18 protein-coding genes are annotated in these 18,805 nt (G+C 62.5%); 6 read left to right on the top strand and 12 right to left on the bottom strand.

The annotated features are described in order from the left end of the window. Nucleotides 1-12 precede the first annotated feature (12 nt). Both AC4BCK_RS08760 and AC4BCK_RS08755 read left to right on the top strand, forming a co-directional pair. Nucleotides 13-543, top strand: coding sequence for a hypothetical protein (locus tag AC4BCK_RS08760; protein WP_330189279.1), 531 nt, complete (start codon nt 13-15; stop codon nt 541-543). A 65-nt stretch (nt 544-608) separates the two neighbouring features. Next, nucleotides 609-893 carry a hypothetical protein gene (locus AC4BCK_RS08755; RefSeq protein WP_330189278.1) on the top strand — a complete coding sequence of 95 codons (285 nt, stop codon included), beginning with the start codon at nt 609-611 and terminating at the stop codon, nt 891-893. Between the two features lie 337 nt (nt 894-1,230). Here AC4BCK_RS08755 and AC4BCK_RS08750 read toward each other — a convergent pair whose 3' ends face one another. The 8 genes from AC4BCK_RS08750 to AC4BCK_RS08715 form a co-directional block, all read right to left on the bottom strand. Then, the gene (locus AC4BCK_RS08750; RefSeq protein ID WP_330189276.1) at nt 1,231-1,734 is read right to left on the bottom strand and encodes a single-stranded DNA-binding protein; all 504 of its coding nucleotides are present in this window, start codon (nt 1,732-1,734) and stop codon (nt 1,231-1,233) included. A 57-nt stretch (nt 1,735-1,791) separates the two neighbouring features. Further along, nucleotides 1,792-2,874: an ArdC-like ssDNA-binding domain-containing protein gene (locus AC4BCK_RS08745; RefSeq protein WP_330194310.1), complete on the bottom strand. Its 1,083-nt coding sequence runs from the start codon at nt 2,872-2,874 to the stop codon at nt 1,792-1,794. 162 nt (nt 2,875-3,036) lie between these two features. Continuing rightward, nucleotides 3,037-3,549, bottom strand: a complete 513-nt coding sequence (locus tag AC4BCK_RS08740; RefSeq protein ID WP_330189274.1) for a hypothetical protein — start codon at nt 3,547-3,549, stop codon at nt 3,037-3,039. Further along, complete coding sequence (locus AC4BCK_RS08735; RefSeq protein WP_330189273.1) at nt 3,536-5,266, bottom strand: type IV secretory system conjugative DNA transfer family protein; 1,731 nt, start codon at nt 5,264-5,266, stop codon at nt 3,536-3,538. The genes AC4BCK_RS08740 and AC4BCK_RS08735 overlap by 14 nt, the downstream gene beginning before the upstream one ends. 89 nt (nt 5,267-5,355) lie before the next feature. Further along, entirely contained in the window at nt 5,356-6,570 is a 1,215-nt protein-coding gene (locus AC4BCK_RS08730; RefSeq protein WP_082497496.1) for a hypothetical protein, read from the bottom strand. A 227-nt stretch (nt 6,571-6,797) separates the two neighbouring features. Continuing rightward, entirely contained in the window at nt 6,798-8,294 is a 1,497-nt protein-coding gene (locus tag AC4BCK_RS08725) for an SCO6880 family protein (protein ID WP_330189272.1), read from the bottom strand. Continuing rightward, the gene (locus AC4BCK_RS08720) at nt 8,287-9,660 is read right to left on the bottom strand and encodes a type IV secretion system protein (RefSeq protein ID WP_490566838.1); all 1,374 of its coding nucleotides are present in this window, start codon (nt 9,658-9,660) and stop codon (nt 8,287-8,289) included. Before AC4BCK_RS08720 ends, AC4BCK_RS08725 begins: the two co-directional genes overlap by 8 nt. A 3-nt stretch (nt 9,661-9,663) precedes the next feature. Then, nucleotides 9,664-9,951, bottom strand: coding sequence for a hypothetical protein (locus AC4BCK_RS08715; protein ID WP_056084497.1), 288 nt, complete (start codon nt 9,949-9,951; stop codon nt 9,664-9,666). A gap of 326 nt (nt 9,952-10,277) precedes the next feature. On the opposite strand from AC4BCK_RS08715, the gene istA reads away from it, so the two are divergent. Together istA and istB are read left to right on the top strand one after the other, a co-directional pair. Beyond that, nucleotides 10,278-11,807 (top strand): IS21 family transposase, encoded by a 1,530-nt coding sequence (gene istA, locus AC4BCK_RS08710; RefSeq protein WP_237428196.1) that lies wholly within the window; start codon nt 10,278-10,280, stop codon nt 11,805-11,807. Next, the gene (gene istB / locus AC4BCK_RS08705) at nt 11,804-12,592 is read left to right on the top strand and encodes an IS21-like element helper ATPase IstB (protein WP_237428195.1); all 789 of its coding nucleotides are present in this window, start codon (nt 11,804-11,806) and stop codon (nt 12,590-12,592) included. The genes istA and istB overlap by 4 nt, the downstream gene beginning before the upstream one ends. Nucleotides 12,593-12,835: 243 nt before the next feature. Here istB and AC4BCK_RS08700 read toward each other — a convergent pair whose 3' ends face one another. Together AC4BCK_RS08700 and AC4BCK_RS08695 are read right to left on the bottom strand one after the other, a co-directional pair. Continuing rightward, a complete protein-coding gene (locus AC4BCK_RS08700) occupies nt 12,836-13,438 on the bottom strand; it encodes a hypothetical protein (protein WP_330188525.1) in 603 nt (200 codons plus the stop codon). Then, on the bottom strand, nt 13,435-14,034 hold the full coding sequence (locus tag AC4BCK_RS08695; RefSeq protein WP_330188526.1) for an HIRAN domain-containing protein: 600 nt from the start codon (nt 14,032-14,034) through the stop codon (nt 13,435-13,437). Before AC4BCK_RS08695 ends, AC4BCK_RS08700 begins: the two co-directional genes overlap by 4 nt. A 249-nt stretch (nt 14,035-14,283) precedes the next feature. On the opposite strand from AC4BCK_RS08695, the gene AC4BCK_RS08690 reads away from it, so the two are divergent. Further along, a complete protein-coding gene (locus tag AC4BCK_RS08690) occupies nt 14,284-15,252 on the top strand; it encodes a hypothetical protein (RefSeq protein ID WP_490566837.1) in 969 nt (322 codons plus the stop codon). A 276-nt stretch (nt 15,253-15,528) separates the two neighbouring features. Here AC4BCK_RS08690 and AC4BCK_RS08685 read toward each other — a convergent pair whose 3' ends face one another. Together AC4BCK_RS08685 and AC4BCK_RS08680 are read right to left on the bottom strand one after the other, a co-directional pair. Next, complete coding sequence (locus tag AC4BCK_RS08685; RefSeq protein ID WP_330188528.1) at nt 15,529-16,650, bottom strand: C40 family peptidase; 1,122 nt, start codon at nt 16,648-16,650, stop codon at nt 15,529-15,531. Nucleotides 16,651-17,392: 742 nt separating this feature from the next. Then, complete coding sequence (locus tag AC4BCK_RS08680) at nt 17,393-18,292, bottom strand: hypothetical protein (RefSeq protein WP_330188529.1); 900 nt, start codon at nt 18,290-18,292, stop codon at nt 17,393-17,395. 187 nt (nt 18,293-18,479) lie between these two features. On the opposite strand from AC4BCK_RS08680, the gene AC4BCK_RS08675 reads away from it, so the two are divergent. Next, nucleotides 18,480-18,803 (top strand): ArsR/SmtB family transcription factor, encoded by a 324-nt coding sequence (locus AC4BCK_RS08675; protein ID WP_330188530.1) that lies wholly within the window; start codon nt 18,480-18,482, stop codon nt 18,801-18,803. Nucleotides 18,804-18,805 lie beyond the last annotated feature (2 nt).

Here is an 18,805-nt window from a genome sequence, read left to right as displayed (position 1 = left end):
GAGGTAATGCGAATGGTCGTCAATCCGGCGGTAAGACCCAAGGTAGCGACAACCGGACTAGTGATAGCCAGCGCGGTTGTCTTCATAGGCTTTGCCCTCTCACTCATAGCCTTGGCCGCCACGGAACTTCCTCTCGTCATGAAGGTCATCGTTGGCAGCTTGTTGCTGGCAACTGTTTTAGTGCTGGCGCTGTTATGGGGGAAAAGATCCGCTCGACGGCGGACCTGGCTGGCTAAGGCAGCAAACAGATGGCGATCCTTCGACAACGCTAAGCTGGCCAGCGGGACCACGACAGAGGTGACCCTCCTCAGCGTCGACGCGGTGCAACCCACCGGCGCGTGGGTCACCATCATGTGGAACCGCTTCAACCACGTTCAGCGCGCCTGGATAGAAGCACTACCCGAACCACTATGGCCAGGGTCCGTCCTGCTCATCGCCCCCGACCCCACTCAAGTAATGCCGAGCGCACCCTGGCCTGAGACGTATTTCATTCGAGCCGCCGACTGCTTAGCTTGGGCACCCGCCGAAGGCCGGAGCCCCTAAGCGGCATCTACTGTTACGACACTCTGGCGATACAGACATTCGAATGTATGTTCTAAAATAGCTTCATGATCAAGTCCGGCTCCCTTGAAGATGTCGAGCGAATGATGATTCGCATGGACGCCGAAGCAAGCCGGCCAATAGATGACACCGCACCCATCCGAGATTTCCCGAAGTATGGGCGTCCGCTTGTGTACGTCAGCGGAATTTATGGCAAAGCCGTCGGGTGGACCCACAAGTACGGCCTCATCGAGTGGCTGGATAATTCCGGCAAATACCACATGGGTTGGGCGCATTCCTCGAGCATCAGGCGTGTAAAGCCTGATGAGTGGAAGGGCAGTAGTGCGCTGTAGTTGGCAGCCATCCCGGCGACGCTCAGGTAACCATCGGGTAGCGTCGCGCGTGTCGAAGAAACGCAAGGCTCGCGGTCGTGCCTAGGGTCGTGGGCATGGAAAGAGATCCCTTACGGGAGCTGAGAGGACAGACGTCGATCAACGATCTTCTCGACAAGCCGGTCGGCGCCGCACCGGTCCAGCTCGCGCTGCCGATCCTGGTGCAGGTGAAGCCTGGACAGTTCCGCCGACTGTCTTAAAGCGGCGGCCGAAAGCGTCTGAGGTACATGTGGAGCGTTGACAACGTGATGGCCTGGTCCAATGAGGATCAGGCCATCACACTGCCAGCAGCAGTCAGCTACATGCTTATGTCAGCCCGCGCCGGCCCGCCTAAAGGGGGCGCGGCCACCGGTCCCTTCGTAGCGATGCTGTAGGCGGGTTGCGCTGCTTCGGGAGCCGCCTGCAGGCCAGCACCCACTCCAGCTTCTGGACCAGCCGCGGCACGTGGAGAGCGATGGTAAGCAGCCGTGCCGAAGCGGAGGTCAGGGCCGATGGTTTCAGCCACAATGCGGCGCGCTTCACGCTTCTCCCCGTCCTTTTCGAAGGCACGGAACTCGAGTTCCCCCGACACCGTAACCGGGTCGCCCTTCTTCAAGGAGTTCGAAGCATTCTCTGCGAGCGCCCGGAACGCGGAGACGTTGTGGAAAACAGGCTCTCCGTCCTGCCAGGAGCCGTCTGCTCCCTGAATCCGCTGGTTCACAGCAACCCGCAGTTTGGCGTGTGCTACACCCGACTCCCCATACGTGAGCTCGGGGTCCGCAACGAGATTGCCAACAATGTTGACCGGAATCTTGGTGCTCATATCTTCTGCCCTTTCATTCGTAGACGGGGCTCTCCCGTCCAACAGTTGGTGGATGCCCTAGGGGCCCGAGATCTCCAAGCCACGGGACGGCTCGCCCGGCTGCTCCAAGCCCGCATAGGTCTCCTGGCCCTGGACCCGGGGCGAGACTTCAGCAGTGGGAACCTTCCCACCAAAACCCTGCGGATTCGTGGATTCGAGGATGTCCTTGCTTGCCGCCGTGACGCGGCCTAAGACTGACTTCGCAATATCCACCCGCGAGGCGGGTTGCTTCGCAGACGAGTTGTTCACAGCGGTTGAGTGCTCCGCTTCAATCACTGCATCAGCCCAGCCGGCCAGGTAGCTTGCAGACTGCGGACCCCGGTCGATGCCATGAGCCTTGAGGATCGTGTACGCCACAGACTCCGCCTCGACTTCGGCGAGGCCGCGGTGGTCCACACTGCTCCCGTACAGCTTTCCCACCTTGTCATCCGGCCCATGCAGCAAAACATGACCGAGCTCGTGCGCCAGGACGGCGACCCGCTCCTCCGCATTCAGCCAGCCCCCTACTTGAATCTGATGCTGCGCGAAGTCGGTGAAGCCGCTCGTCAGCCCGAACTGCGCATCTGTGACCTGGATAGAGAAGCCGTGCGTGCGTGCAACCCGGGCCAGCGACCCCCATAAGTGCGGCGCGTCGATGGCCGGGGCATCACTCGGCTTGGGAATCAGCAGCGGAGCCCCCTGGGTCTGGGAAACGTCGAAGACGGCCTGGCCACGCCAACCCGTGATGAGAGTCTTCTTCCCTTCATCTACAGCACCCTTGGGAAGCGTGTCACCCAGAGGAATGCGCTGGCGCGTACCGTCGGGCAGCAGCATCTGCTGCACACGGGCAGTCCGAGGCGCAATGACCCACAGGGCATGCTCGCCCCGAAGAACAGCGCGGCCGTGTCGTTCCCATTCCTTGTACCCTGCGACGAGCGTCGGCTCGTCCGTACCCCGCTGCGCCATCTGCATCATGAGCAAGGCGACGTTGCCACCTGAGTACCGCCACAAATTGGCTGAGGCATCGAGCAGAACCTGCCAATGTGAAGGTGACTCGACCGCCTCCTCAAGGATCGAGTGCAGGCCATCCATCAATGAGGCGATTCGCTCCTCGGGCGCCATACGGCGAGCGCCGACGCTGGCTTCCGGAGAGCTCTGATCAGGCAAAATGCTAGATGGAACTTCAGGTGTAGCGGCCACGACAGCCACCCTTCATGCTTCTTGGACCGCAGCATCGCTGCGCAGACACCCGTTCATGGTTAAGCACCTCAAGAGCGACATGACTCAGAAGTCAGCAACCAATTGATGAGCAGCCTTCCGCCACTCAACAAAGTCAGGGTCATCACCAGACAGGATTCGAGGCGCAGGCTCCTTATGTGCCTGCAGCCCTACACACCCGGCAGTCCTGGTGTGCATCCGCAAGCGTTCGACGGCGTGCGGGAGCCTTTCGTGAAAGGCAAGCGGGCCGAAACCCGGGTCATCTTGGGCGTAGGAGGCAAGCTCGGCGCGGTGAAGCGCATACAACTCAGCCACAATCTCGGGGTGACGCCACCAGCAGTCTGGAACGACCGACGTCGTCAGTTGATAAGTCGCGACAAGCCATCGCACCCATGAGAAAAGGGCGCCCCAGACTTCCTGCGCCTGTTCGGCCGTCATGTCCCGCCAGCGACGGGTCACGCTCTTGGAAGCAGCTGAAGCACCAAAAGCGGATCGAAACAACTGCGCGGTGATCTCGTCGTCCCCAAAGGAGCCGGCAGACGGGACATCGAACTCCTCGGTCTCGTCATGGCTGCGCATCCGGCTCCCCTTCGGTCTTTTGTTGACGCTCCCTGTGCCCGTCGGCCAAGATGCGCTCCATCTCCGCCTTCAAGCGGCGCAGCTCCCCTGCGTCTTTACGCTTGTGCCACTCGAGTAGGTCGAGCAGGATCGGTCGAGTCCGCCGCCCAAGCATGAGCGCGGTGCCTGCGGGCAGGCGCCGAATCTCGTCCAGAGCAATCACAGGACTTTCGCGTATCTGCTCCCCGTCCTGCCTGCCAGCGGAGGACCAGGACCGCGTGGTGAGGGTGAGGCTCCTCTCCCCCAGCAAACCCGCTAGCGAGCGCAGGTCCCTCTCGTCGGATCCACCGCCAAAGATCACCTTGATGATCGCCGAGTCCCAGATGGTCGATGCCTCATCGATGGACCAGCCTGATCGGGCTTGGGACAACGACTGCAAAACGACGAGCGTTGAGATCCCGATACCGCCGCCGTCGGACAGCGCCACAGGCAGCCCGGGCCATGGGGCCAGGTTGGCGATTTCGTCGAGGATCAAGGAAAGAGGTGGCTCCAGCCGTCCTCCTGGCGATACGAAGGCCATTTCCCGCGCTGCATTGTCGATGTCATCAATCAGCGCGGACAAGTACGGCCCTGCGGCAGCGGCTCCAGCCCGAGTGCCAATCAGGTACAGGGTTCCCCGCTCCCGGATGAAGGCTTTCGGATTAAACTCTTCAGACGCATCCTGCGGATTCAGCGCGGCCAGCACCTTGGGCGAGGACAGAGGCGCCACCGCCGCCGAAACCCCAATCCACGAATTGGACGTATTTCGAGGGTCATCTTCCAGGATGCCCATTAGGTCGGCCTGCCAGCCAAGTGCAGCCTCCGGCCGGCTCAGCACCTCCAGTGCTTCCCGCGCCAGTACCGGACTGGAAGACCAGCGTCGGAAAGCCGTCACTCCCTCGCCAGTCAGCGCCGCGGCATGGAGCAGGCACTGAAGAACTATCAGCGAGCGCTTTTGCCAGGCGGCGTTCTCGCCCTTCATCTCGGTGTCCGCCGTGATAACCAGCGCCCGCCGGGTAGCAATGTCAGGGTCTTCACACCCGCGTACCGGCGACCAGCGAAGCGACGACGGAATCCCCGACATACCCTGTGGGTCAAAGACGGTCACGGGTCGCCCACCGGAAGCCCGCGCCTTCATCGTCACCACCAGGTTGTCCGCACGCGTGGATGTCGTGACGACTGCCCCCGGCGCATCAAGAATGGCGTTGATGACGACGTACAAGCCCTTGCCGGATCGTGGCGCACCCTGAATCACCATCGACTCCTCCGTGGAAACATGAACGGTGACGCCCCGTGAGCGGCCCAGCGTCCACGACAGGTCCTGCACCGAAGGGTTTGCGAGTCCTGGACGCGTGAACTTTCCTCTTTTCCGCACGGCCCTCGCCCCAAAATCGTGAAGAATCTCCGCTCGGCGGGCAACGCCGTCGCGGTTCAAGATGTCTTGGCGCAGCCAACTACCCGATTGCTTCCATCGCCGCCAAAGGACCACCTCACCCACGGCGAGCGCACCAACCAGCAGTAGAGCCGGGGTGAGAACCCACCAGACGCTGTCTGTGCCAAGCACACAATCAGCCCGGCGAACAATGATCCATTCCATTCTGTTGGCGATGAGTCCGACGGCGGCGGCAGGGTTGAAGGGCGACGGCGGCATGGTGCCGCACTGCCAAGAGCCGGCCACGTGCGCTGCTGCCTGCACCACTGCGCAGAGACTTACGTAGGCTGCGGCGGCGACAAGCCCAGCGGTGACCAAAGGGTTGTCGCTTGCCGCCCGCGAGCTCGCTGGCCGTCTCACAGCATCCTGTCATCTGTCCCGAAAACGGCAAGCTCGTCAGTGGTCACTCGATTGGCAACGATGAAGGAGCGGTTGCCCACTTTCCAGAGCCCGACACCCTTCGGAAGGTTCTCAACATGCTCGCATTCAGCTTCGGTCAGGCCGAGCGCTTCCTTGGTCAGGCGCATCGCATCGTGCTTCTGCCGGTAAATGACCCTGGTGTCAGCCTCAGTCAGCAGGCCCAGGGCTTTCTGCCTGTGTCCACTCGTGCTGTCACCGATCTCGTTCAGGTCCGCGACCTTGTGCATGATGAGCAGGTTCGCGATCCCGTAGGTTCTGGCGAGTCGCCACTGCTCGCTCATCTTTGCCAACATGTACGGATCTGCGAGCATCCGCCAACCCTCGTCGTACACCACAAGCCGCTTCCCGCCGTCGGGATTGGTGATGGCCGCTTCCAACCACGTGGCGCCGCACGCTGCGGCCAGCGAAAGCGCCTGCTCGGATGCGCCGATCAGTGCTGACGTATCCATCACCATCATGGGGGCGTCTGCGTCGAAGGCCACCGTGGATGGTGCGTCGAACATCCCTTCGAGATCACCGGACACTGTACGTCGCAGGGAATGGCTGACGGCGGTTGCTCCGTCTGAGCCGACCAGGGCGGTCATCTCCTTCGACGGCTTGAGGAGGTGGTCCAGCACCATGGGCAGGGTTGGGTTTGAGTTCTCGGCCATGGTTTCCATGAGTGCGATGTCCAAGGCCGTGTGCTCCACAGGCCGAAGGGGCGTGCCCTGCCGCATGAGTGAAACCAAGGCTCCCAGGAGATAGCGACGGCGTTGCCTCACCACCGCTTGCCACTGAGCCTCTGTAAGGGCAGTGGAGCGGGGACCGGCGTCGAGGGGATTCACCCTTGCAGGGCGGCCCGGGCCAATGGATATGACTTTGCCGCCAACAGCCTCCGCTACCGCAACCCACTCGCCCTTGGGGTCAGACGCGACAGCTGCCTTTCGTCCTAGGGTGATTGACCGCGTTACCAACGACTTGCCGCACATTGACTTGCCGGTGCCGACCGTCCCGATCACAACAATGGAGGGGCCGCTGATGATCCCCTTGTCGTACAGGATCCATGGATCGTAGGAGAAGGCCCCGGACCCGAACACGTCGGTGCCGATGTAGGTTCCCTCGTGTCCAAGCCCCGACTCTGTAAGGAACGGGTACGCGGCCGCAAACGTCATGGTCGATGCACGGTGGGGCGCGGGCCGTAACCGATGCGGACCCCGCAGCGAGTTTGGCTCGTTTCTCCCCCAGTCACCCGCGAGGCGAAGCCCCTGGGGGTCGCGCTGCTTTTCGCCTTCCCCGGCACTCGCCCACCCTGCAGCGGGTGGTGCGGGCCGCCGTCGTGCCTTCCGTTCCGTCCGGGTCTTTCCCGAGGGTAGGTACTCGAAGCTTTTCAATGCCTGTTTCACCGCAGCCCCCTTCCTAGCGGCAGCCCGCCGGCGACAAACGCGGCCCATTGCTGTCCGTAGAGAAGCCGAAGCTCAACGAATGCCCCGGCGGCAGCGGACTCAAGTTCCTGGCGATGCCGTGCCAAGTCCTCCGGTGAGGCCGCCGTAACGGTGATGTAGGCCGCCGGGCGGACGTCACCATGGCCGGCGACTATCTCTTCCTCCCTCTGGATCACTTCTTCTTCCTCGGCCTTTTGCTCACGGGTGAGCGGCCTATCGAAGCGGGCGTTGATGCGGCGGCGGGTTTCATGCGCCTCCTGGGCGGAGCGGATGTCACGGAGGGCTTCAGCGGTGGGCACTGCCCGTATGACTTCCGTGAACGTGTGGCGGAATTCTCCCACATAGATCAAGGGGTGCAGGAAGCCCGGGAAGACTTTCTGGCGGGGCCATTCAGCGATCCAGAAGGTCTGGTGGAACCCGGTGTCTGTCCGCAGGTAGGTCCAGTGTTCCTCAACTGCCATCGGGCCGTGGCGGTGGAGAGTATCCATCGCCTTACTTGCCGGTTCGTCCGACGGCGGGGCTGCCGCCGCCGGCGCTTTGGCGGCCGGAAAAGCGGCGGGATCGAATGCGCCACCGATGATGCTGAGCAGTCCGACTTCACCAATCCACTCTTCTACCTTCACGCTGTGCGTACCGAGCGACGTCTTCATGGCCTCGACTTCCAGTCTCAGGACGCGTTCCAGGCCCACCAGTCCCCCGCCCGACTCCTTGATCCGTCGTCGAGCCTTGCTTGTGTCGAAGACAACCGCGACCAAGAGTTCGTGGCTCATGGTCGATCCGGCTGCACCGAGCAAGTCCTCATACGCGCGCTGTCCCCACGCAGTCTTCTCGCCAGCCTGCGCCGGGATGGCGTTGTCTTTGTAGAACTCCCAGAGCGCCGACGACGGATAGGGCACCGTGTAATCCTGGACGGCGATCCTGGCCACGCCTGGCCGCTGGGCCATGCCCGCTTGCACACGCGACCAGGCCTGGACCGCCCAGGCTTTGTCGTCTGCGTCCAAGAGTGCAAAAGACCTAGTGCTGCAGCGCAAGACTGCGATCGCCTCCCTGCCGTGACGGTCGACAATGAAGCACTCACCACTGGCCGTTGTTCGGATCTCCAGGTTGCCGAGACCGCCCGGGAGCGCGAGTCGGCCAGCCAGTTGCGGAGCTGCGGGCTTTGCAAGGAACCGTGTTTGCCCTGCCGCTGCCCGGTAGAAGAACACAGCGAGCTGTTTCGCCCATACGGGATAAGGAATGCGGGAGTACTGGAGGAGCCCGAGCAGCATAAGCCCAAGCCAGAGGGGTCCGGAGGAAAAAAGGCCAACCGGCCCACTGCTGGCAGAAGCCACTATGGCAACTGCCCCTCCCCCTGCGACGATCAGCAACTGGTACCACTTGAGGCCGAGGAAGAAGCCGCGGCGCTCGTACCTCGGGAATTTGACGGCCTCGAGGGCACGAGCCTCGTCAGACATATGGGTTTCCTCCGTTCGGAGGGTCGATTCTTGGTGGATGGGGTTTCGGAGGCCGCACCCTCGAAGGGGCCGGTGGGCTTGCGTTGGGATGCGCTCGCGGTTCGACATCTCCGAGTGGGGCCTGCCGGGCGGATGCCGGGGCGGTACCGCTGTTTTCGTGAGGGTCTATGCGCACTAAGCCCTGCTGCGACCCCGGTGGGTGCAGGGTGTTCGGGCCTCCGTTGGAGGGCGAGGTTCTCAAGGCCAACTGGCCGCCGTCACTCTGGGGCGACGGCATCCCGGACCGTACGGCCGGTGCCAGCACTTGTGTCGGGAAGAGGCTGCGGCTTGAGCTGATCGGTCGGGTCATGGTGGACCGATTTACTAGTCCGGCAAGCGTCAGGCGACCACCTGTCTGCCGACTGATCTGGCGAGCCGCCACACTGCTGCTCCGGGAAAGGACGTGGCCGCCACCGGCCGTTTGGGCTGCTGCCGCGAGTTCCCCGCCTGCGAAGCTAACCAAGCGCAGGGCCATCAGAGGTGCGCCGCAGGCAAGCGCCATGCCCACCGTGCCAGCTGCCAATCCGGCAAAGGACTCGGACTCTGCAAAGAGCTTCACTGCAACGGCCAAGACCGTTCCGGCTAAGGGTTTCGCCACCACCAGGGCAATGACCACCTCGCACCAGCGGCGTGCCCAGGACTTTGTCTTGTCCCAGGGCAGAAGCATCAACGCCACCGGCGCGACGGCCGCCAAGACGACGAGTGCAAAGGAGAGGAAGATCATCGAGCACATCAGGATGAAGGCAAGAATCCACACGACGATAACTGCCATCGCTGTAACGACGACGGCGCCCGCTGGGCCCCCTGTCGTCCCAGGTGCCAGCGAGACCAAGTTCCATTCACGACCACTTCCTTCTGGTGCCCGTTCAAATCCGAAAAGCCTCATGAACACGAGGTATGGGTCAGAACCAATCGATTCGAGCAGCGCGGCTGAGGCTAAGTCACTTGCCCGCGTCAGTTGCCGGACGAGATACACGGCAGCCCCGACCAGTGGGATGGCGGCCGCTCCCCCAATCATCGCCCGTCCGATCCGTCTCGGTTGCTGGCTCACCAGCCCCGACAGAACTTGCAGGATCATCACGACAACGAGCGGGGTCAGCATGACGATGACCCACCAGCTGGTCAGCCCCTCGACCGACAGCCACTGGGAGTCGTCCACGTTCGATACGGTGAAGGCGCCGGTGATGAAAGCCCACAGCCAGGACGCCATGTTCTGAAGGATGTTGGCGAATAGTGAGGTGACCGCACCCAAGACGTTGTCGTTGGCTTGGGAGACCAGGCCGCAGCCGGGTGGCCACCATCCATTGAGGTCGCACTCAACAGGCATGAGCTAAAACCCGAGAGGGAACGCCGTCTGCGACCAGAGGATGTAGCCGTTGATGCCGCCGAGAATGGCGGCCACCGGTCCCGTCCAAAGGAGGATCACGCCCCCGCCGGAGGCGAGGCGGGATGACTGGCTAAGCTTGCCCGCCAGCAGCATCGCGGCACCGATGATTGCCACGATGGCGATGATGATGAAGGCGCCCACGAGGATGCCCCCGCCGATCTGTTTAAGCGATTCCAGGAAGGGAAAGCTCGCGTTCGGGGTGATCCCCGGGTCCACCGCTGCAAAAAACATTGGTGCTCCGTCCGTAGTATTCCATGGAGTGAGCAGATGAGCTCACGGGTTCATGGAAGTGGCGGGACGGAGCGACATGACTTCTTGGCATGACTATTGGCAGAGCCTTGGTCACGACAGCGGGACGGTGTTAGCGGCCATGAAAAACTGCCCATAGGCGGCCACGAAAGTGCCCGCTGGCGGCCAGCAGAACTGCCCGCCGGTGGCCATGAGATCTGCCCACTTCCTTACTTGTTCCTGCCGCGTCTTTAAGCGGTGGGGGCCTCTCCCTGCGGTTTGATGACGGTGTCTAAGCGCACCAAAAGCGAACCAGGAAGAGGCCCTGTATGAAGTCTGACGGAGAAATCATGGAAATTCTTGCTGCCTACGATCTGACCGGATCGTTGCGCGCCACCGCGGAGCTCACGGGCTGCTCGCACCACACCGTTGCTAAACACGTCACCGCCCGTGACGCGGGCCGGCCGATCGGGGAACCCGCGGCCCGCGGCCGGGTCACCGACGCGTTCCTGCCCAAGATCGAGGAATGGATCGAAGCCTCCAAGGGCCGGATCCGGGCCGACAAGGCCCACGAAAAGCTCCTCGCTCTGGGCTACACCGGTTCGGAACGGTCTACCCGCCGGGCGATCGCGCAGGTCAAAGCCGCGTGGCGGCTGGGCCACACCCGCGTCCACCGGCCGTGGATCACAGAACCGGGGATGTGGTTGCAGTACGACTTCGGCGACGGGCCCCGGATCGGCGGGGTGAAGACCATCCTTTTCGTGGCCTGGCTGGCGTTCTCACGCTTCCGCATCGTGATCCCGCTCAGGGACAGGACCGCGCCGAGCGTGTTCGCGGCCCTGGACCGGTGCTTCCGGATCCTCGGAGGGGCGCCGACCTATGTCCTCACGGACAACGAGAAGACCGTCACCACCGCCCACGTCGCCGGGGTCCCGGTGCGCAACCAGCAGACCCTGGACTTCGCCCGGCACTACGGGGTGACCGTGCTGACCTGCCAACCGGCGGACCCGGCCACCAAAGGCGGAGTCGAAGCGTCCGTGAAACTCGCCAAGGCCGACCTCGTGCCCAAAGACACCAACCTCCGCGATGACTACCGCACCTTCGCCGAGCTCGAGGCCGCCTGCACGGCGTTCATGGACGAGGTCAATCACCGTGAGCACCGGACGACGCGGCGGAAACCCGCGGCCATGCTCGCCGAGGAAGCCCCGCGGCTGCACCGGATCCCGGACACCGCCCACACGGTCGCGTTCGGCCTGGCCCGCGGCGTTCCGGAGAACACCCCAATGGTCACCTTCGAAAACGCCCAGTACTCCGTCCCGGCCCACCTGCTCGGAGCCCGGGTGTTCGTCCGCACCCACGGCACCGGGCCCGGCGAGCAGGTCATCATCGTCCACCACGGCACGACCGGGCCCGTCGAAGTCGCCCGCCACGAACGGGCACGGCCCGGCAGCCCCGCCATCAACGACGAACACTTCCCCGGAACCCGGGCGAAGCTCCCCGGCGACTACGAGGTGAGGGCCCGCAGCGCGGACGAGGCCGCGTTCCTGGCCATCGGCGAAGGCGCCAGAACCTGGCTCGTCGAGGCCGCCGCGGCCGGGACCGCAAGGATGAACGTGAAAATGGCCGAAGCCGTTACGCTGGCCAAAATCGCCGGCACTGATCAGGTCGACCGGGCCCTGGGCGACGCCGCCCTGCACGGCCGGTTCGCGCACCCGGACCTCGCCTCGATCTTGAACGCCAACATCCGCCGCACTACCACCCACGCCGCCAACGAAGCCACCTCCCTCACCCAAGGAACAGGGGCGTGGGCCGCGATCGGCAACCCCGCAACCATCACCACGCCGGAGGAGGCCCGATGAGCCCCGTCACCACGACCAATACCGTGGCTCCGCCGCTACCGGCGGACCTGGAGGCCCTGATGCGGTCCCTGAAAATGCCCCACGCCCGGGCGCTGGCCCCGGACCTGATCGCGACCGCCCGCGCCCAGCGGTGGGAACCGGCCGAGGTCATCAAGGCCCTCTTCACGGAGGAAGCCGCCGGCCGGGCCCGGTCCATGCTCGCTTCCCGCCGCAAAGCAGCCGGGTTCCCGACCGGGAAGACCTTCGAGGCGTGGGACCCTGCAGCGTCCTCCATCCCGGGCCCGACCCAGCAGGCACTGCGGACCCTGGAATGGATCACCCGCAGGGAAAACTTGGTCGTCTGCGGGCCCTCGGGGACGGGGAAGACGTTCTTCCTCGAAGCCCTCGGCCAGCAGGCCGTCGAAGCCGGAATGCGGGTCGCTTGGTTCAGGCTCGAGGACCTCGGCGTCCTCATCCGCGCCCACCGAACCGATGACAGCGTCACCCGGGCCGTTGCCCGGATCCTGCGCGCCGAGCTCGTGGTCATCGATGATATTGGTCTGTTGCCCGTGGCCACGGACGCCGCCGAAGGCCTCTACCGGGTCGTGGACGCAGCCTACGAAAAACGCTCCGTCGCGATCAGCTCCAACCTCCACCCCGCCGGGTTCGATGAGCTCATGCCCAAAACCCTCGCCACCGCCACCGTTGACCGACTGCTGCACCACGCCCACGTCTGCCAGACCAGCGGCGATTCCGTCCGTCTTACCCAGGCCCTCGCCGGAAAAGGAGTGACCCGCTTGAACTGACCAACCCAACGATGGCCGACCCCGCCGAAACGAATCAGTGGGCAGATCTGTTGGCCATAACCGGGCAGTTTTACTGGCCACCAGCGGGCACATCAACTGGCCGCCCATGGGCAGAACGTAATGGCCATTGACAGGACGGATTAGCGGCGCCGGAGAGCGAGACCACCGGCGCACACAAAAGCCCCTCCGGCGAGCCAACCCCCAATGGCTCAGCGGAGGGGCTTTTCTTGCATTTAACGCCGCTCAGGCAGGAAACATCATGAATTTGAGAGCTTCGTCGTCGCCCGGTTCGATCGTCCGCAGCGCGCCCAACTCTTTGCGCTGCCACCGCTGACCGGTCCCGTCCGTAAACTGAACCTCCCGCTGGTACTCAAAGTCCTGCGGGTCGCGGTAAACGTCCGTGCGCCACTCGCGGGTGCCGCCCGGCTCAATCATCGGCCAGGTGTGGCAAATTTCAGTGGCCGCTTTATCTGCCCCAGGCGCCTCCGGTCGCAACCGTTGGACGATGGAAACCATAGAAATCGGTTCGTCCCCGTTGTTATGAACACTCCAGTCGACCAGTTGCCGTGGTACGCCAGCGCCCGGTTGCAAACTCAACGTCGTCCTTTTTGCAACAAGCGAGACCTTCGCGGCGAGACTTCTCTTCCTTGCTTCAGTCTCCGCGACTTGCTGCTGTCGGAATAGCTCACGATCAGCCATTGCTTCCTTGCGCTCTGTCTCCAGTCGCTTGCTATCTCGCCGCGCCAAGCTGAGCGCCAGCACAACGGCGGAAACAGTCCCGGTAGCCGCCAGCCAGTCCGGAACAGTGCCCCAGTCCGGTGCCGTAAACAAATCCCCAAGACTCATTTGGTTACCTTCTTAGCAAAGGCCCTGAGCTTTGGCAGGGCCGGGAGGTCGACCCACATACGGATCGAGTTCGGCGCTGGCGCCGTGCCGCCGACCCGGTAGGCGCCGAAGCCAAGCTCATCGAAGATGGGAGCCAGGGCGGCCGCCTTCGCTTCCGTCAGGTGACCCACTTTGCGCCCTTTGCCGTACACGGCGACGGCGTTGGCGTCCCACTTGTTCTTCGGCTCGCGGACCAACAAGTAATCGTTGCCGCCGTGCTTGTATCGTCCCGAGTCGGTCACCCAGTACGCCGAGCCGACAATCCGGAAGCGGCTGGACGCTAGCTCGCGGAGGTCCAGCACCGAGAGCCCCGCCTCGTCGAGCATGACCTTCCTTACGCCCGGCGTTTTTGGCTCAGCCACCGGCTCCGCTAGTGCTGGCCTGCTATCTTCCAGCGCCGCCTTCGCCGGGGTTGGAACAAGCAACGTCTCAGGTATTACGACCTCCCGTGAAGGCTCCGGCGCCACGACGGCAGGCTCGTCTGCCCGTTTCTCCGGCGCCTCGGCTTCGTGATCCGCACCCTTCAGCCAGCCGGTCAGCTTCTTCATGATCCCCATGAGGGAAGAGTAGCAGCGGGTCAGGAGCCCCTCGCGCTTCCCCCTGTCCGGCAATATGTCTCTTCCAACGATTAGGCTTACTTCCGTGAGTGATCCTGTTTACAGCCTGTCGTGGCCGCGCACCCTGTTCGTCTGGGAAGCGCACCGCATTCTTCAAAGCGCTTCGGAGACTGAACTCCTCCCCTGGACTCAACATCTGCTCAGGGAAGCCTTCGAAGATGAAGGCGTGGCCGAGGAGTTTGCGGCAAAATGGCCAGCCAACGGGACGCCGCAACATGGGGAGTGCCCGCCCCGACTGTCAATCCCGTGCGACCGTGGCTTCAGGCCCTCCTCACCGATGAAGCCAGACTGGCGCCCTACCAGCCACCGGTCTACTTCGCCGAGCGCCACTCCGGCGGGCACATCGACCTTGAACCGGACAGCCGCTACACCTTCGCGGAAGACTTCATAGACCTCGTGAATACGATGTCTTCGAAGGGCTACTTTCCAAAAATCCTGCCGAAAATATGCGAGGACGACAACTGGACTGAGCCGATGGACGTTACACGGGAAATCCGCCGAGCAACAAAGCAGGCCGTCGACTGGCCTCTTTCGCCAATGGATGCAAAGCATCTACCGGACGTGACTGTCTACTCGCTTGTCGAGTACTTCAACGATCAGGCCCAGCGCCCGAGGAAGTCTGAATGGCACAACTGGAACAATTGCGGTTTCGACTACTCAGACTTCAACCGTGAGTCGGGAGGCGCAGTCTACCGCTGGCGTGTAAACACCCTACTCAGTCAGCACAAGGCGCCGCTAATGCTTGGCTCCGTAGGCAAGGAGCGGGGGCGACTCGTCCACTCATTCAGCCGGGAACAGGACGCGCTCCTGACCCAAGAAGTCGAGAACCGAGCCGAAAACCGTGCTGACGAGGTTGCACATGCCATCCGCATGTTCCGCGCCCGAAACGCCAACAATATCGACAAGCGAGCCGCCTTGGCCCTTCTCTACAAGCGACTGGAGCCGCAGAGGAAATATCTGGAGAGCAAGACAACCAAAGGAGATGTCGATGACATCTTCAACATCGCCAACAGGTATCACATTCGCCATAGCGTCGGTAAGCAATTCAGCGAGGAGCGCGAGGAGTACCTCGAATGGATGTTTTGGAACTTCTTCTCGATGGTGAGGCTTTTGGACGCGTTGGAGGCGAAGCAGAATACGGTTGAGAAAACCGCCTGATGTGTCAACTATTGGACACCGGCTGGCCGATGTCAGCCGCAACCTCCACCGTCTAAGCGGCGCATCGCACAGTCGAAAACGACCGCTGCCGCCAGCAAGGGTTGAACCGCCCGGAAGCCCGGGCTGCACCGAGGCTGCCATGAAAGTTTTTCTGCTATGAAATCGAGCTGGCTTGCGTTGCCCGTCGGTACGTGTTCGGTTCAAGCGGTCAATAGCAAGTCTCAGCGATAGGCGGGACGCCGCAGGTGAGCGACGTATCGATGGCACTAGAATTCGTCAACGCTCCAACAGGTCAAAATATGCCGCGCCGGGATTCCAGTTAACAGGATGCAACAGTGTGCCCACCGCCGGGTTGAGAGCACTCCACATCATGCCGTTGCCCGCGTAGATGCCGACGTGGCCCCAGTTGTCAGGTCCCTGCGGATTCTGAACAACGAGATCTCCCGGTTTAGGATCCTCGGTTCGGGCACCGACTCGCCATTGTTCTACTCTCGGCAGTTCGACTCCGGCTTGCCTGTAGATCCACTGCACATAGCCGGAGCAGTCCCAAGCTTTGAAGGCAGTGCCGCCCCACACATAGCTTCCACCCAAACCCTCCTGCGTGAACCTCAGAATATCCTGACGCAGCTGGCTCAAGTTGCGGGAAGTTGCCCCAGGCCGCGGCGCGGGCGAGGAATCGGTACAGGACGCAGGAGCAGTGCCACTGTCAAGCGCAGCAACGATTGCCGTGGCCGCCGGCTCCCAACGTGCATAGAGTTCAGGAAAAGCAGACACCTGTACGGCTTGGGCAGCCAGACCTTTGTCCATTGCCTGCCAACCGGGAATGTCCAGCAGTCCTCGAGGACTGCCGCGATTCGGCCCCGACGGCCCGCCAAAGAAGGCACGCGCGTTGTAAGAGACGTCCATCAGCTGCGCAACTGTCCCCCAACCCGCCGCTGGACGCTGTTGGGCCGAACCGATCGAGTCGTGGTCACGCCCAACGCCGTCATTGGGAAACTGCAGGGAAGCCGGCACGCTGGGGTTCGCGAGCATGCGCAGGCTTGATTCCTGCAGCGCCATCATGATGGCGATGATCTGCCCGGAGCGCGGTATTCCAAGCTGCTTGCCGACCGCGATGTATGTCCGTGCAACGCTCTCCTGCCGAGGCGTCAGCTCGTAGAGTAAGCGCCCGGCGTTCCGAACTTCCAAGCCAGTACCAGCGACGCTAGGCGCAGTAGCCACCTCGGTTTCCGCTGGCGCACAGGCAACGGCAGATTGGCGCGCCATACCAGTTAGCGCCGCCACGCCTCCGGCAAATGCCATGGCGCCACCAAGCAGAACGAGGAAAGCGGCCGCGGATACGACCTTCACCAATGCCCGGCGCCGCATGAGGCCTGCGACGACCACCAGTGCAGCCACTAGTAGACGATTCTCTCTGCGGTTGCGTAAAAGGCAACCATGGCGCAGCGCCCAGATGGAGCGGTGGTGGCAGGAGGACAGTTGACCATCACCGTGACAGGTGTCGCATAGGCACTTCTGCCGTTACTAGACTCGTCCACAACTTGCACCGTCACCGTGCATACGTGAAGACCCTCCCACGGCGCCGGATACTCCTGAACTTTGGCCAACTCGAGATCGCAGCGCAGGGACTCAGCGGTGCCGCTTCGGCGAGCGGACTGGTCTGCCAGGGTGGTGAACGTCCCCGCCGTCACGCCAGTCCCTTCAAACTCTCGAACCAGCACAGATAAGGTATTCGATCCATCAGGCAGCAACTCCCACCACGACCGCACCTTGGCATATATATCCGAGTACGACGACGAACGGCTGTCCCAGCTATAGATTCCCTTTGCTGCCGCTACAGCAAGCGCCCGGTAATCGCGGGTACGTGGCAAACCATCCGGCATTGCCTCCGGCGTAACGTCTGCCTTGTCAGGAACACGGGATGTTCTGCCTGGTGCAGTGGAAGTGCCTGATGGCTTCGCCGTTGCAGGCGCAGTCGCGGACGTGGTTGGTAGGACCCGTCCGTTGGGGTTATCGGCAGGCCAAAGTAAGAAGGCTCCACTAATTATGAGCAGGGCAAAGAGTCCCGCCGCCAACCACTCCCAGCGGCCAGCTTTCCGGAACCGATTCATAGCCAACTCCGGCGAAGGACAACCATGGCTCAAACAGCCGGTCTATTCGCTTCGTGCTGAAGCACGCGCCAAGCTGCCTGGTACAGCTGCCGCGCAAATCCGATATTCACCGCGATGTACCTCTCGGTGACGCCGAGCTCACAAGCTAGAGCAGCCATCTGGACGGACCTATCCAGTCCGCGCAAGCCCGGTCGGACTATGGTTTCCGCGATGCTCCGAAGAACGTTTGTGGGAAGGCAGTTCGCAGCGCACCGGCAAAGTTCGTCGACGCCTAATCCGGGTTCGGGATGGCAGTTCAACGACGTGTTGATTGTTTTGGCCGTCTGCCGAACGACGGTCACGGCATGCCATCGACGCCGGTCCTTGGGAGACGGAGGTCCGTAATGCCTCGGCCCTGTGAGGCTGGTGACGGCAAGCCTCCAGGTTTCCTCACTGACGCTGCGCTGGACCAGGCCCAGCATGGCGTGTGCCCAGGCTTGATCAACATACTTCTCGACGTCATTTCCTGCCGCACCGGCATGGACGACAGCAAGAAGCTCCGGTGAGCTTTCCGTCGTCGTGAAGTCAATAAGCAAGGGCAACGTTTGATGGCTAAGCTCGCGCCGGATATGGGCAGCGCAGATCTTATTGCAGACACCTTGGACCCACGCTTCAAACGGGATGCCAGGCAGCTCCCGGTAGCGTCCACGCGCAACTCCGTCCCAAACGGCGACCCGGATGTCCTGCATGACATCGTCCACATCGCAGGATCGCCCGATCCGCGCGAGCCGGGAAGTGACGTAACGGTGCACCCCATCAACTGCGACCATGATCCGGTCGATCTGGATGACGGGTTCTCCCGGCGGAGGTGCGCTGCGCAATGAGACATCAACGTCAGTGACCGTCTCTGGTCCCTTTGTAGATTTATACGCCTTGGCTTGAATTTCCATGGCTTCACCGCTTTGACTGTTTAGATCGAGTAGTTCGCAGAGTCGCGCAAAACGGCCACCCCAGTTAGTGGATGCGGGGATCCAACAACGATCAGAAGAAGCTACAGGAATTATTGTCGAAGATAACTAAAGTATCGTCAAGAGTGCTGTTCTTACTTTTTGCGCTGCCTTCGGGAAGAATGACTTTATGCCGAAAATTACGCAGCCTCACGACGCCGCCTGGTCGGTCGACGTCGAAGCTGCCGTCGCAACCTTCGGCAACCGGGCACGAAACGAAATTCTTCGATTCCTCACGGCCAGCGGGCCTGCGACGCGCGGGGATATCGTCGCTGCTGTCAGTGCGGGCGATCCCAGCGTGGCAAAGCACTTGGCGGCGCTTGAAGAGGCAGGCGTGGTGATGGTCGACGTCGAGCCTGGACGTAGGCACGGACGGTCACCGCGGTATTCCGCGAACCCCGTGCGGATCAAGGAACTGCTCGACGCTCACCTTAAGTACTTGCTGGAAAAGTAGCC

This window comes from Pseudarthrobacter sp. As-47 (assembly GCF_058215595.1).
The sequence above is the reverse complement of the archived record's forward strand: the minus strand, read 5'-3'. Positions and strand labels throughout refer to the sequence as shown.

Excerpts from the sequence above, each read along its gene's own strand:
- istA (WP_237428196.1), top strand. The coding sequence starts at position 10,278 with ATGAAGTCTGACGGAGAAATCATGGAAATTCTTGCTGCCTACGATCTG.
- AC4BCK_RS08755 (WP_330189278.1), top strand. The coding sequence starts at position 609 with ATGATCAAGTCCGGCTCCCTTGAAGATGTCGAGCGAATGATGATTCGC.
- AC4BCK_RS08675 (WP_330188530.1), top strand. The coding sequence starts at position 18,480 with ATGCCGAAAATTACGCAGCCTCACGACGCCGCCTGGTCGGTCGACGTC.
- AC4BCK_RS08690 (WP_490566837.1), top strand. The coding sequence starts at position 14,284 with ATGGCCAGCCAACGGGACGCCGCAACATGGGGAGTGCCCGCCCCGACT.
- AC4BCK_RS08715 (WP_056084497.1), bottom strand. The coding sequence starts at position 9,951 with ATGTTTTTTGCAGCGGTGGACCCGGGGATCACCCCGAACGCGAGCTTT.
- AC4BCK_RS08695 (WP_330188526.1), bottom strand. The coding sequence starts at position 14,034 with ATGGGGATCATGAAGAAGCTGACCGGCTGGCTGAAGGGTGCGGATCAC.
- AC4BCK_RS08760 (WP_330189279.1), top strand. The coding sequence starts at position 13 with ATGGTCGTCAATCCGGCGGTAAGACCCAAGGTAGCGACAACCGGACTA.
- AC4BCK_RS08725 (WP_330189272.1), bottom strand. The coding sequence starts at position 8,294 with ATGTCTGACGAGGCTCGTGCCCTCGAGGCCGTCAAATTCCCGAGGTAC.
- AC4BCK_RS08700 (WP_330188525.1), bottom strand. The coding sequence starts at position 13,438 with ATGAGTCTTGGGGATTTGTTTACGGCACCGGACTGGGGCACTGTTCCG.
- AC4BCK_RS08750 (WP_330189276.1), bottom strand. The coding sequence starts at position 1,734 with ATGAGCACCAAGATTCCGGTCAACATTGTTGGCAATCTCGTTGCGGAC.
- AC4BCK_RS08730 (WP_082497496.1), bottom strand. The coding sequence starts at position 6,570 with ATGACGTTTGCGGCCGCGTACCCGTTCCTTACAGAGTCGGGGCTTGGA.
- AC4BCK_RS08680 (WP_330188529.1), bottom strand. The coding sequence starts at position 18,292 with ATGGAAATTCAAGCCAAGGCGTATAAATCTACAAAGGGACCAGAGACG.
- istB (WP_237428195.1), top strand. The coding sequence starts at position 11,804 with ATGAGCCCCGTCACCACGACCAATACCGTGGCTCCGCCGCTACCGGCG.
- AC4BCK_RS08745 (WP_330194310.1), bottom strand. The coding sequence starts at position 2,874 with ATGGCGCCCGAGGAGCGAATCGCCTCATTGATGGATGGCCTGCACTCG.
- AC4BCK_RS08720 (WP_490566838.1), bottom strand. The coding sequence starts at position 9,660 with ATGCCTGTTGAGTGCGACCTCAATGGATGGTGGCCACCCGGCTGCGGC.
- AC4BCK_RS08740 (WP_330189274.1), bottom strand. The coding sequence starts at position 3,549 with ATGCGCAGCCATGACGAGACCGAGGAGTTCGATGTCCCGTCTGCCGGC.